Here is a 12,483-nt window from a genome sequence, read left to right on the forward strand (position 1 = left end):
TTCAAGCTTATTTTTTCAACAGATTAAGTAAACAAGGTAATAAGTTGTTAATTATCACGCTAACTTGATAAAAAACGCCGTCTTACACGCATTTCTCACGACAATTCAACTTTCCGTCGCAAAAAAAGATTTTGGTAATTTTCGGTCGTTTTTTCTTCAATTTCTTTTAATGACAGATTTTTTAGCTGTGCGATATAAGCAGCAACCTCAACAACGTAGGCCGGCTGATTTTGCTGACCACGGTGTGGAACCGGCGCAAGATAAGGGGAATCAGTTTCAATCAGCAAGCGTTCCAAGGGCAGCGCCTTCACAACTTCTTTCAATTCTGTCGCTTGTCTAAACGTGACAATTCCTGAGATAGAAATATAAAAGCCAAGCTCCATAGCGGCTTGTGCAAAGGCAAGATCTTCAGTAAAACAATGGATAACACCACCGCACCTTTCTGCCCCACCATCACGGAGCATTTCAAGAGTATCGGCCCGGGCATTCCGTGTATGAATGATCAAAGGTTTGTTAAGGACAACGGCGGTTTCAATGTGCTGTGAAAACCGTAACTTCTGTAACTCAGCCGTTTCCGGCTGATAGTGATAATCTAGCCCCGTTTCGCCAATCGCCACCACTTTGGGATGACTCGCGTATTGATGGAAGCGGGTCAATTCAAAATGACTTTCAACGTCAAGTGGATGAACACCACAAGAAGCATGAACATTATCAAAGGGCTGAATAAGCTCTAACATTGGTTCAAAAGAATCCAGCGTTACGCCAACAGAAAGCAATTGCTTAACATTGGCTTGACGAGCTTTTTCTACTACATCAGCAACATCGATATGGAGCGTATCGTAATCAAGTTTATCTAAGTGGCAGTGCGAATCTACAAACATGTTTTCTCATCATTAAAGTTAAATAGCCAATCGCTGATCAGTAGCTCGCTATTGAGCCCACTAAACGTCTTTAGTTCTTCCATTAAACGAGTTAATGCCTTGGTTTGGCGATAAAGTACTGGGTAGCTGATCTGTTTTGCTAATCGAAGGCTAATAGGAAGCTGCTGCTGTTCAACCACGCCAAATTGTACCTTTTGCGTATCGGTCAACATGGTCCACAGCCAAGCCAAATATTGGGTAGGCGCCTCATTAATCTGCTTCACACAAGCGGAAATATCGGCACAGGCATCGGTTAAGCAATGAGCAATATTTTGCTCAAAAGCCTGATATTTTGCTAACTCTCCCGATTGAATAAACGCCAACGTATTTAGTGGTGAATAACCATTTAAATGCGCCGCATAAGGAGGGACAGGTTGCAATGTCTGTTCACTTAACCAATGCGAGACTTGTTCACTGCTCGGTGGTGTAAGCACCGTTTTTTGACAGCGACTGATAATGGTTGGGAGTAATGGGTTGATACGAGAGGCGACAAGTAAGAAAAAACAATTGCGCCCCGGAGCTTCTAACGTTTTGAGCAGTGCATTCGCTGCTGATTCATTCATGGCATCGGCGGGATTAATAACGATAAAGCGAGCACCAGAAAGCTGCGCCGATTCTTGAGCCAACTTATTGCATTGCCTAATTTGATCAACGGTAATCGCCTTCCCCTCTTTTTCAGGCGAGATCAGATGAAAATCAGGGTGACTACCAGACTTCATCAATTCGCAGCTATGACAAAACCCACACGCTTCTGAATGGCTATACGAACACATCACTGCTGCACTCAACTTCTCAATAAGCCGTTCAGCGCCCAGTCCTGAGGGAGAAACGAGTAAGCTCGCCGCAGGGAACTGCTGGTTATTGAGGCTGGTTTGCCACTGAAGCCAATAGCCTGCTAACCAAGGATACAGATCATTTATCATTAATTTGTTACTCAATGTTTAGCCCTAGTTTCTCTCTAGCATATTGGTTTCTAGAAACTGGGTTAACGCTGCTTTGATAGAGAATGCCACCGCTTCTATTGTTTGTTCAGCATTAATCACAGCCACGCTTTTATCTTCCTTAGCTAGGGCAAGGTAACGTTCACGCGTGCGCTCAAAAAAACCAATATCCATTTTTTCGATACGATCAAGCTCACCTCGACCTCTGGCTCTTTCTAAACCGATGCTCGGATCTAGGTCCAAATAGAGAGTAAAATCTGGCTTAAAATCACCTAGCGTTACCTTTTTAAGGTTTTGCATCGTTTCTAGCGGAATTTGCCTCCCACCACCTTGGTAGGCTTGAGAGGACATATCATGGCGATCACCAACCACCCACGAACCAGCCGCAAGTGCAGGCTTAATCACATTTTCAACCAATTGAACACGAGCGGCGTACATTAATAACAGCTCAGTCATATCCTGAAGCACTTCACCTTCATGCTCTTCTTTGACTAAGGCGCGCATTTTTTCTGCTAAAACAGTCCCGCCCGGCTCACGAGTATGAGTGATATTTGTCACGCCGAACTCAATAAGTGTTTCTCTAATGGATTGAATAGCAGTGCTTTTTCCTGCGCCTTCTAAACCTTCTACAACAATAAATTTAGCATTCATGACTGGGTTCTTAACTGTTTTAAATAAGCGCGAACAGCGCGATTATGTTCATTCAATGTTTTAGAAAAAACGTGTCCACCAGAGCCACTGGCAACAAAATACAAATAATTACTCTGCTCTGGGTTTAATGCCGCTTTGATTGAGGCTTCCCCCGCCATCGCAATAGGCGTAGGAGGTAAACCAAAAATAGTATAAGTATTAAATGGCGTCGGTGTTCTTAAGTCTTTTTTACGAAGATTGCCATCGTAGGCATCGCCAAGCCCGTAAATGACCGTAGGATCTGTCTGCAGCCGCATCCGTTTATTGAGTCGATTGACAAAAACGGAGGCAATGCGCCCTCGCTCTGAAGCAATAGCCGTTTCCTTTTCAATAATTGACGCCAAAATCAACGCTTCATAAGGCGTTTTAATTGGCAGATTTGGCTGGCGATTGGCCCAATGTTGATCGAGTATTTTCTCAAGACGTCTATTGGCCCTTTTTAGGATCTCAAGATCGGTCGTTCCAAAAGGGAAATGATAAGTCTCCGCTAGAAACAATCCTTCAAGCTTTTGCTGCTCAATGCCTAATTTTTGGGCAATGTCGGCTTCTGCCAAATCAGCTATCGTGTTTGTCACGCCTTCGGTTTGTGCAAGCAGAGCTCGCCACTCATTAAAGCGGCTCCCTTCGACAAAGGTAATAGAGAACTGATGCTCTTTACCGGATATCACGTCACTTAAGAGATCGATCAATCGATCTCCGGGTTGTACTTGGTAAGTTCCCGCCTTAATTTTGGTTATTTCAGGATGCAGACGTCGCACTAACTTGTACATCGAAAAATCCGTTATCCATTTTTTCTCATTCAATAGCGTTAATACGCCATTAAGGCTTGTACCAGATTTTATGGTCACGACTTGCGATGAAGGAAGCGATAGAGGCTGTTCTAAATAAGCATCTACCTGTCGCTCAATGTAGAAATATCCAGCTCCAACGGCGATAATGATCAGTAGTAATACAACGAGGATTCGATTAATCACGAGTTAAAACGCTCCTGAAAATAGCGTGTTATGTTACCAATAGGGAAAATCGTATTTGCAATTGCCGTGACAGGCGCAACGCCTAATAAGGAGTTAGTAATAAACACTTCATCTGCCGACAATAACTCTTCTAATGAGAATGCTCTCACCTCAACCTTGAGATCGGTAGCCGCCGCCAATAATACACGGCGAATAACCCCAGCTACGCCAGCATTGTCTAAGCTTGGCGTACATAACCTATCCCCTGACACCCAAAAAATATTTGCAACCGTAGTTTCTATGACATGCTCATTGATGTCTAGCGCGATGCCGTCAGCGTACCCTTTTGCATCCATCTCTGACTTCAATAAAACTTGTTCTAGTCGATTGTTATGTTTGTGACCCGCCAATAATGGCGAGAGTCCCATCCGCTGTTGGCATACACCAAGCTCGATACCATCGGCTATCCACTGACCATAATGGGCTGGATACTCAAAGGTACTGATAGTGACTTGAGAATCGCCAACGTTAGCAGGGCTATAACCCCGACCACCTTGTCCGCGGCTAATATGAATTTTCACACCGGATTTTGCGGTACTAGGAACGATCGTTGAGAGCCAATGTTCAACTTGCCGCCAATCAGGGGCAGGAATAGCTAAACACCGCAAACAAGATTCCATGCGTTCAACGTGCATATCCCAATATTGAAGCTCACCAGCGCAAACGAGAATCGTTGTGAAGCAACCATCCCCATACTGAAAAGAGCGATCAGTAAGAGATAGAGTGTCACTAGGTTGTCCATTTACCCAAAACATCGTGCTTACCCCACAAAAAGAAACGGCTCAATGCTAAGCATCAAGCCGTTCAAACTCAAGTGTCACAACCACAATCATTAGATTTTTTTGAAAATCAACGAGCCGTTCGTACCACCAAAACCAAAAGAGTTACAGATTGCATATTCCATACCTTCCACTTTGCGGGCAGTGTGTGGAACAAGATCAATGCCTAAACCTTCTTCTGGATCATCAAGGTTAATGGTTGGTGGAACAATTTGGTCAACTAATGACATAACGGTGATAATGGCTTCAACAGAACCAGCCGCACCTAGCAAATGACCAGTCATCGATTTAGTAGAAGAGACAAGAACTTGTTTCGAACCTTCTTCACCTAAAGCGCGCTTAACACCTTTAATTTCCGCAACATCACCAGCTGGAGTCGAAGTACCATGCGCGTTGACGTAACCGATTTGAGTACCTGTTACGCCCGCATCACGCATCGCGGCTTCCATCGCTAACGCACCACCTGAACCGTCTTCGCTTGGTGAAGTCATGTGATAAGCATCACCAGACATACCAAAGCCAACTAACTCAGCGTAAATCTTCGCACCGCGTGCTTTAGCATGTTCATATTCTTCAAGAACCATAACGCCCGCACCATCGCCTAGAACAAAGCCATCACGGCCCTTGTCCCAAGGACGAGACGCTTTTTGCGGTTCATCATTACGCGTAGACAATGCTTTTGCTGCGCCAAAACCCGCCATGCCAAGTGGTGTCGATGCTTTTTCTGCACCACCCGCCACCATCGCATCGGCATCACCGTATGCAATCATACGTGCCGCATGGCCAATGTTATGTAAACCTGTTGTGCATGCGGTAGAAATAGCGATATTTGGACCACGAAGACCACGCATGATAGACAAGTTGCCTGAAACCATGTTGACAATCGTTGAGGGTACAAAGAACGGGCTCACTTTACGTGGGCCTTTTTCTACCAAGGCATGATGGCCAGTTTCAATCAAGTCAAGACCACCAATACCAGAGCCGATAGCAACACCGATTCTTGGGGCATTTTCTGGAGTTACTGTGATACCAGAATCATTAAGTGCTTGGATACCCGCCGCAATACCGTACTGGATAAAGAGATCCATCTTACGGGCATCTTTTTTAGACATATACTCTTCGCAGTTAAAGTCTTTGACTAGACCTGCAAAACGAGTTGAAAAATTGGTGGTATCAAAATGTTCGATATTAACGATACCGCTTTGACCAGCTAGCAGGGCTTTCCAAGAAGATTCTACAGTGTTGCCTACCGGTGACAACATACCCATGCCAGTGACAACGACACGACGCTTGGACACGATCATATTCTCCGGAGTTGAAAAGTTCTATGAGAGGTATAGAAGAGTTAGAAAAACTCAGGCGGCCAGAGGGCCGCCTGGGGAGAGATATTACTGAGCGCTGTTTACGTAGTCGATTGCAGCTTGAACAGTAGTGATCTTCTCAGCTTCTTCATCTGGAATTTCAGTATCGAATTCTTCTTCTAGAGCCATTACTAGCTCAACTGTATCTAGAGAATCAGCACCTAGATCTTCTACGAAAGAAGCTTCATTCTTTACTTCTGCTTCGTCTACACCTAGCTGTTCAACAATGATTTTCTTTACGCGTTCTTCGATGTTGCTCATGTTTTCTTTTCCTTTACAGATTTCGCCTAATGCGATGGTTCCATAGTTTATTCTAACTAGGGAAAGTTGCAAGTGGGTCATTGCTGGTCAAACCACAATTTTACCGATTTTAACCGAAATTAAGACCATTTTTGACTTAAATCATGCACAAATGTTGCGCATATAGTTAGCAAGTTTTACACGTTGTTGACAATAGCAAAGCCTTTATTTCATCAATAACGTTCAAAAACCAACTTATACCATGTACATCCCGCCATTTACGTGCAAAGTTTCACCCGTAATGTAGGCAGCCTCTGGAGAAGCTAAAAATACCACTGCCGACGCAATTTCGCGTGGATCACCTAAGCGGCCAGCTGGCACTTGGGCTAGTGTAGCAGTACGTTGGTCATCATTCAGCGCTTTTGTCATATCTGTTTCGATAAAACCTGGCGCAACTGTGTTAACCGTCACACCACGAGATGCAACTTCACGAGCCATCGACTTAGTAAAGCCAATTACGCCCGCTTTTGCCGCTGCGTAGTTGGTTTGACCAGCGTTACCCATAGTACCGACCACAGAGCCCACATTGATGATGCGACCATTGCGCTTTTTCATCATGCCACGTAGCACCGCTTTCGATAAGCGGAAGATAGACGTTAAATTGGTATCAATAATATCTGACCATTCATCATCTTTCATGCGCATTAATAGATTATCACGAGTAATCCCGGCATTATTCACAAGAATATCGATCACACCAAACTCGTCATTGATGATTTTCAGCGTCGTTGTGATAGATTCCACATCCGTCACGTTCAGCGCTAGGCCTTTACCATTATTACCAAGATATTCACTGATTGCCGCTGCACCGCTTTCGCTAGTCGCCGTGCCGATCACTGTTGCACCGCGTTCAACTAATAATTCAGCGATCGCTCGGCCAATACCACGGCTTGCGCCAGTCACGAGAGCAATTTTGCCTTCTAGGTTCATCATCTATTCTTTCCTTTGATTACTTAACGGCATCAAGTGAAGCAATGTCATTCACTGCTGCTGATTCAAGCGATTTAATAATGCGCTTAGTCAGGCCTGTCAAAACTTTGCCTGGGCCAACTTCAAGCAGCTTTTCTATGCCTTGCTCACTCATCAACTGTACACATTCCGTCCAACGAACAGGGCTGTATAGTTGACGAACTAACGCATCTTTAATTTTGGCCGGATCAATTTCTGCTATTACATCCACATTGTTGATGACCGGAATTTGTGGTGCATTAAATTCAATCGATTGTAATGCAACCGCTAACTTGTCTGCTGCTGGCTTCATTAAAGCACAGTGAGAAGGAACAGAAACTGGCAATGGCAGCGCGCGCTTTGCTCCGGCCTCTTTACATAACTGACCCGCACGTTCAACTGCATCTTTATTGCCTGCGATGACAACTTGCCCTGGCGAGTTAAAGTTAACCGGTGAAACCACTTCACCTTGAGCTGCTTCTTCACACGCTTTTGCTATCAGCTCATCATCAAGACCGATAATAGCCGACATCGCGCCTACGCCTGCCGGAACGGCTTCTTGCATTAACTGACCGCGCAGCTCTACTAATTTGATGGCTGGCTTAAAGTCAACTACACCAGCACACACCAGTGCGGAATACTCACCCAAGCTATGGCCTGCAAGCAAGGCTGGCTGCTCTAAACCTAGGCTTTGCCATAACCGCCAAAGGGCAACAGAAGAAGCGAGTAATGCCGGTTGAGTACGAGAGGTTTGGTTAAGATCTTCTACTGGGCCATTTTGTACCAATGCCCATAAATCATAACCCAGCACTTCAGAAGCTTCGGCAAATGTCTGTTGAATGACATCATACTGCTGACCAAGTTCCGCAAGCATACCAACTGATTGCGAGCCTTGACCTGGAAATACGATAGCAAACTTGCTCATTGTTTGTTTCCTTAAGTAAAAACAAGAGGTTGAACCAACCCCTTAAAATAAAAATCTATCCGCTTAAAACTTAACGAGTGCCGAGCCCCAAGTAAAACCACCACCGAAGGCTTCAAGCAATAACGTTTGACCACGTTGAATTCGACCATCTCGTACGGCTTCATCGAGCGCGGTTGGGACGGTAGCAGCAGACGTATTACCATGGCGATCAAGCGTTATTACGACTTGGTCAAGTGACATCGATAGTTTTTTCGCGGTCGCGGAAATAATGCGATAGTTAGCTTGATGAGGCACTAACCAATCTAATTCTGATTTGTGCATGTTATTGGCAGCAAGCGTATCTTTAACAAGCTTAGAGAGTTGCGTCACTGCCACTTTAAAGACTTCATTACCCGCCATATAGAGCCATTTATCAGCATCACCACCACGCTCTGGAACAGGTAAACTCAAGAGCTCGCCAAACTCACCATCAGAATAGATATGAGTCGACAAAATGCCCGGCTCTTCACTTGCGCCAATAATGACAGCGCCTGCGCCATCACCAAATAAAATGATCGTCGAACGGTCCGTTGGATCGCAAGTTTTAGACAAGGCATCAGCACCAATGACAAGAATGTTTTTACACATACCCGATTTAATGTGTTGATCTGCAATCGATAATCCATAGACAAAACCCGAACAGGCCGCCGCTAAATCAAAAGCAGGACATCCTTTGATGCCAAGCTTGCCTTGTACCTGACATGCCGCCGAAGGAAATGCATGGCTACTGCTGGTTGTGGCAACAATAATCAGATCAATATCGTTTTTATCAATGCCGGCCATTTGAATGGCATTTTGCGCTGCATAGAAAGCCATATCCGCAACGGTTTCATTCTCCGCGCAAATACGGCGCTCACGAATACCAGTACGGGCAATAATCCACTCATCGCTTGTCTCTACCATTTTCTCTAAATCTGCGTTGGTACGCACCTGAGATGGCAAGTAGCTGCCAGTACCTAAAATTTTGCTATACATGAAGACTAATAATGCCTCTCGAGTAAAACCGCTTCCAAACGATCGCTTATACGGCTGGGGACTTGTCGTTTGACCTCGTGTACCGCTTCGGAAATCGCATTCACGACGGCGAGTACATCAGCACTTCCATGACTTTTTATGACAATGCCGCGCAATCCTAACAAACTTGCGCCGTTATACTGGTCGGGGTTCAATGTTTTTAGTTCAGTAAATAATGAAGAAAACAGTTTTCGTGCAATCCAACCCTTTATGGATGAGCCCAAAAGTTGGCTTTTTAACTTATCAATAAAGAGTTGTGCTGTGCCTTCACATGCTTTCAGGCAAACATTGCCGACGAAACCATCGCAAACAATCACATCAGCGACATCATCCAACAACTGATTACCTTCGATATAGCCGATATAGTTGACGGCCTGAGTTTGATTCAGCATTTCAGCGCAACGCTTCACTAAATCATTCCCTTTAATCTCTTCCGCACCAATATTAAGGATGGCAACTTTTGCAGAACGGCCTAAATGCTGTTCGGCCAGCGCACTCCCCATGACAGCAAATTGAAACAGAGAATCTGCATCACTTGATACGTTCGCCCCCAAATCCAGCATCCAAGTGCGTTGACCTGAAGCAGTCGGCAACGCCGAAACTAATGCAGGACGATCAATGCCGGGCAGCAATTTCAGACGAAAACGAGATAACGCCATGAGCGCACCTGTATTACCACCACTGACACAAGCATCAGCACGGCTATCAGAAACTAGGTCAATTGCGATGCCCATTGAACTTCCAGCACTATTGCGTAAGGCCAGAGAAGGTTTTTCGGAGTTAGAAATAACGCGGTCACTGTGCAAAATACTCAAGCGAGTATTAAGTTCATAACCTAATTGAGATAATTGATGTGTGATCAAAACTTGATCACCAACGAGGATCACTTTGAGCTCTGGGAAATGCGACAGTGCCTGCACGGCGGCAGGCACTGTTACGCGAGGACCGAAATCCCCGCCCATTGCATCAAGTGCAACGGTTAAATATTGCAAAGGTCAACCTTACTTGCTGATAACCTTTTTGCCACGGTAATAACCGTCAGCAGTCATGTTGTGACGTAGGTGAGTTTCACCTGAAGTCGCATCTACAGATAGTGCAGATGTAGTTAGCGCATCATGTGAACGACGCATGCCACGACGTGCGCGTGATTTTTTGCTCTTTTGTACGGCCATTGACCCTACTCCTTTGTCTTAACCTATAACGAATTATCGTTTTAAGTTTTTTAAAACATCAAATGGATTCGGCTTTTCTTCCGCTAGTTCTTCTGGAAGTTCACCAAATACTAAATTGTCTGAATTAACGCTACATTCCGCTCTATCGTGCATTGCTACTTGTGGCAGATTAATGATGAACTCGTCTTCAACTAATTGTACAAGGTCGATCTCACCGTACTCATTCGGATCTACCAAATCGTACTCTTCCGGTGCGTCTTCATCCGTTTTACTCCCCAAGTAAGGAGTATACTTGAATTGGACTTCGCACTCATGTGCGAAAACCTTGTTACAGCGTTGACACTCTAAATCGACAGAGATGTTAGCTTTACCAGAGATAACAACTAGTCGCTGTTCATCAAGCCCAAATGACAATGAGACTTGTGCGTCGCGTTTAACGCCTGCGACTGATTCTTCTAAACGCTTAAAAAGACTGAGTTGGATGATACCATCACAATCAAGTCGTTTTTGAGCTGCTTTAGCCGGATCAATCGATCGCGGTATTTTTACCTTTTGCATAGGGCGCGAATATTATCTTCCAAATCGGTTTTAGTCAAAGAAAAAGGCAAAAAAGTTCGTTTTTTCCCCTTTCCACTGAGAGAATTATGTACAGCATGTCTGATTGATATATGCTGCGGTAAAATTCGCAGCAATTCTAAATCAAAATGCAAAATTACCAACTAGTTTTAGCATCTACTTCGCCGTTTCGGCAGCAATTACTTAAAAAGCTGGATTTACCTTTTGTTACCTGCTCGCCTAATTGCGACGAAACTCCGTTACCTGGTGAGCCCGCACAAGATCTGGTGACTCGTTTAGCGGAAACGAAAGCAAGATCTTGCCATCCAAACCAACCCAGTTTAGTCATCGGTTCTGATCAAGTTTGCGTGATTGACGGTGAGATTATTGGCAAACCTCATACACAAGAACAAGCCATTAAGCAGCTACTCAGACAAAGTGGAAAAGCCATCACTTTTTATACTGGGCTTGCGGTTTACAACTCAGTCTCTGGTCAATGCATGGTCACCGTAGAACCCTTCACGGTTCATTTTCGCTCTTTATCTAGCGAGATGGTGACGGCTTACGTGGCAAAAGAACAGCCACTACAGTGCGCAGGCAGCTTTATGTGTGAGGGCCTAGGCATTGCACTTTTTGAACGTTTAGAAGGTGACGACCCTAACAGTTTGATTGGACTACCATTAATTAAGCTAGTCTCAATGCTTGAGTCTCAAGGCATTACCGTTTTAGGATAATGATTAACAGTGAGCGCCTTGATCCGCGCTCACTTTTATACCATGACTTCGACCATTACTTTATGTTTCTACTATGTTGCTACTCGTTAGCGAATGAAAGCTGGCCTTAAGCGTTTCTCAATTTGACTAATGCTTGCTCTAGTTGAGTATCGAGTGGTGCATTAATGTCCATTAACGCCTCTGTCGAAGGGTGAACAAAACGAATATTCGCCGCGTGTAAGAATAATCGGTCAATGCCAAACTGTGCGGCATATGCGTCAAAACGGCGGTCACCATAACGATCATCCCACGCAATCGGGTGCCCTGTATACTGAGTATGAACGCGGATCTGATGAGTACGGCCAGTGATCGGACTGGCTTGCACCAAAGTTGCTTGTGCAAACTGTTCAAGGATCTTAAAGCGCGTTTCCGATGCTTTACCGTTTGGATTGACTCGCACAATGCTGTTCACTTCATTTTTCAATAGTGGCGCATTCACGACTTTACAGCTGCTTTTCCATTGCCCCATAACTAAAGCAAAGTAATATTTTTGAATCGTTTTTTCTCTAAACTGGGCTTGGAGATGGCGCAGCGCGGAGCGTTTTTTAGCCACTAATAAAATGCCCGACGTATCGCGATCGATACGGTGCACCAATTCCAAAAAGCGAGCTTCTGGGCGCAATGCCCGCAGCGCTTCAATTGCGCCAAATTTCAAACCACTCCCACCATGAACAGCCGTACCGGAAGGTTTATTCAGAATAAGTAAGTGCTCATCCTCAAAAATAATGCAGTGTTCTAGCTCGGCGACTTTACTCAATTTGGTATTGGGTGTGTTGATCTCTTGATCCGACTGTTCGAGAGTCACTGGTGGTATTCTCACCACATCACCAGCCGATAACTTATATTCTGCTTTGATGCGTTTTTTATTTACACGAACCTCTCCTTTGCGCAGGATTCGGTAAACCATACTTTTGGGAACGTTTTTTAATTGGTTACGCAAAAAATTGTCAATGCGTTGACCAGCCATATCTTCATCGATATCGATGAGCTGGACTTGGGTTCTAATTTCACTCATGGGCGCCATTGTACCACTGTAAATTGTTTAAATTCACA

General features: G+C 44.6%; 15 protein-coding genes. 1 reads left to right on the forward strand and 14 read right to left on the reverse strand.

From position 1 onward, the window contains the following. Positions 1 to 95: 95 nt before the first annotated feature. The 13 genes from AACU59_RS17525 to yceD all read right to left on the reverse strand — a co-directional run bounded on the left by AACU59_RS17525 (position 96) and on the right by yceD (position 10,660). Positions 96 to 881 (reverse strand): TatD family hydrolase, encoded by a 786-nt coding sequence (locus AACU59_RS17525; protein WP_094144433.1) that lies wholly within the window; start codon positions 879 to 881, stop codon positions 96 to 98. Further along, positions 872 to 1,858: a DNA polymerase III subunit delta' gene (gene holB, locus AACU59_RS17530; protein WP_094144434.1), complete on the reverse strand. Its 987-nt coding sequence runs from the start codon at positions 1,856 to 1,858 to the stop codon at positions 872 to 874. Before holB ends, AACU59_RS17525 begins: the two co-directional genes overlap by 10 nt. Positions 1,859 to 1,867: 9 nt before the next feature. Continuing rightward, entirely contained in the window at positions 1,868 to 2,512 is a 645-nt protein-coding gene (gene tmk, locus AACU59_RS17535) for a dTMP kinase (protein WP_017045261.1), read from the reverse strand. Further along, positions 2,509 to 3,525, reverse strand: coding sequence for an endolytic transglycosylase MltG (gene mltG, locus AACU59_RS17540; RefSeq protein ID WP_017049103.1), 1,017 nt, complete (start codon positions 3,523 to 3,525; stop codon positions 2,509 to 2,511). Before mltG ends, tmk begins: the two co-directional genes overlap by 4 nt. Continuing rightward, positions 3,522 to 4,319 carry an aminodeoxychorismate lyase gene (pabC, locus tag AACU59_RS17545; RefSeq protein ID WP_094144435.1) on the reverse strand — a complete coding sequence of 266 codons (798 nt, stop codon included), beginning with the start codon at positions 4,317 to 4,319 and terminating at the stop codon, positions 3,522 to 3,524. Before pabC ends, mltG begins: the two co-directional genes overlap by 4 nt. A gap of 77 nt (positions 4,320 to 4,396) precedes the next feature. Next, a complete protein-coding gene (fabF, locus tag AACU59_RS17550; protein ID WP_026028275.1) occupies positions 4,397 to 5,641 on the reverse strand; it encodes a beta-ketoacyl-ACP synthase II in 1,245 nt (414 codons plus the stop codon). A gap of 90 nt (positions 5,642 to 5,731) precedes the next feature. Beyond that, positions 5,732 to 5,965, reverse strand: a complete 234-nt coding sequence (gene acpP, locus AACU59_RS17555; RefSeq protein WP_014204679.1) for an acyl carrier protein — start codon at positions 5,963 to 5,965, stop codon at positions 5,732 to 5,734. A 234-nt stretch (positions 5,966 to 6,199) separates the two neighbouring features. After that, the gene (gene fabG / locus AACU59_RS17560; protein WP_161437586.1) at positions 6,200 to 6,934 is read right to left on the reverse strand and encodes a 3-oxoacyl-ACP reductase FabG; all 735 of its coding nucleotides are present in this window, start codon (positions 6,932 to 6,934) and stop codon (positions 6,200 to 6,202) included. A gap of 19 nt (positions 6,935 to 6,953) precedes the next feature. Next, complete coding sequence (fabD, locus tag AACU59_RS17565) at positions 6,954 to 7,877, reverse strand: ACP S-malonyltransferase (RefSeq protein ID WP_094144437.1); 924 nt, start codon at positions 7,875 to 7,877, stop codon at positions 6,954 to 6,956. Positions 7,878 to 7,940: 63 nt separating this feature from the next. Beyond that, positions 7,941 to 8,891: a beta-ketoacyl-ACP synthase III gene (locus AACU59_RS17570; RefSeq protein WP_010319117.1), complete on the reverse strand. Its 951-nt coding sequence runs from the start codon at positions 8,889 to 8,891 to the stop codon at positions 7,941 to 7,943. Positions 8,892 to 8,896: 5 nt separating this feature from the next. After that, positions 8,897 to 9,922, reverse strand: a complete 1,026-nt coding sequence (plsX, locus tag AACU59_RS17575; RefSeq protein ID WP_017042562.1) for a phosphate acyltransferase PlsX — start codon at positions 9,920 to 9,922, stop codon at positions 8,897 to 8,899. Between the two features lie 9 nt (positions 9,923 to 9,931). Further along, positions 9,932 to 10,102: a 50S ribosomal protein L32 gene (rpmF, locus tag AACU59_RS17580; RefSeq protein WP_010319119.1), complete on the reverse strand. Its 171-nt coding sequence runs from the start codon at positions 10,100 to 10,102 to the stop codon at positions 9,932 to 9,934. Between the two features lie 33 nt (positions 10,103 to 10,135). Next, positions 10,136 to 10,660 (reverse strand): 23S rRNA accumulation protein YceD, encoded by a 525-nt coding sequence (gene yceD / locus AACU59_RS17585; RefSeq protein WP_010319120.1) that lies wholly within the window; start codon positions 10,658 to 10,660, stop codon positions 10,136 to 10,138. A gap of 146 nt (positions 10,661 to 10,806) precedes the next feature. On the opposite strand from yceD, the gene AACU59_RS17590 reads away from it, so the two are divergent. Next, positions 10,807 to 11,391, forward strand: coding sequence for a Maf family protein (locus tag AACU59_RS17590; RefSeq protein ID WP_094144438.1), 585 nt, complete (start codon positions 10,807 to 10,809; stop codon positions 11,389 to 11,391). 106 nt (positions 11,392 to 11,497) lie between these two features. Here AACU59_RS17590 and rluC read toward each other — a convergent pair whose 3' ends face one another. Then, complete coding sequence (gene rluC / locus AACU59_RS17595) at positions 11,498 to 12,445, reverse strand: 23S rRNA pseudouridine(955/2504/2580) synthase RluC (protein WP_094144440.1); 948 nt, start codon at positions 12,443 to 12,445, stop codon at positions 11,498 to 11,500. Positions 12,446 to 12,483 lie beyond the last annotated feature (38 nt).

It is taken from the genome of Vibrio sp. V23_P3S9T160, assembly GCF_963886625.1.
Taxonomy (GTDB): Bacteria; Pseudomonadota; Gammaproteobacteria; order Enterobacterales; family Vibrionaceae; genus Vibrio; species Vibrio anguillarum.

What these genes read in the sequence shown, in the direction of transcription:
- fabD (WP_094144437.1), bottom strand. Translation starts at nt 7,877, where the DNA reads ATGAGCAAGTTTGCTATCGTATTTCCAGGTCAAGGCTCGCAATCAGTT.
- fabG (WP_161437586.1), bottom strand. Translation starts at nt 6,934, where the DNA reads ATGAACCTAGAAGGCAAAATTGCTCTCGTGACTGGCGCAAGCCGTGGT.
- acpP (WP_014204679.1), bottom strand. Translation starts at nt 5,965, where the DNA reads ATGAGCAACATCGAAGAACGCGTAAAGAAAATCATTGTTGAACAGCTA.
- yceD (WP_010319120.1), bottom strand. Translation starts at nt 10,660, where the DNA reads ATGCAAAAGGTAAAAATACCGCGATCGATTGATCCGGCTAAAGCAGCT.
- AACU59_RS17525 (WP_094144433.1), bottom strand. Translation starts at nt 881, where the DNA reads ATGTTTGTAGATTCGCACTGCCACTTAGATAAACTTGATTACGATACG.
- AACU59_RS17590 (WP_094144438.1), top strand. Translation starts at nt 10,807, where the DNA reads ATGCAAAATTACCAACTAGTTTTAGCATCTACTTCGCCGTTTCGGCAG.
- AACU59_RS17570 (WP_010319117.1), bottom strand. Translation starts at nt 8,891, where the DNA reads ATGTATAGCAAAATTTTAGGTACTGGCAGCTACTTGCCATCTCAGGTG.
- tmk (WP_017045261.1), bottom strand. Translation starts at nt 2,512, where the DNA reads ATGAATGCTAAATTTATTGTTGTAGAAGGTTTAGAAGGCGCAGGAAAA.
- rpmF (WP_010319119.1), bottom strand. Translation starts at nt 10,102, where the DNA reads ATGGCCGTACAAAAGAGCAAAAAATCACGCGCACGTCGTGGCATGCGT.
- pabC (WP_094144435.1), bottom strand. Translation starts at nt 4,319, where the DNA reads ATGTTTTGGGTAAATGGACAACCTAGTGACACTCTATCTCTTACTGAT.
- rluC (WP_094144440.1), bottom strand. Translation starts at nt 12,445, where the DNA reads ATGAGTGAAATTAGAACCCAAGTCCAGCTCATCGATATCGATGAAGAT.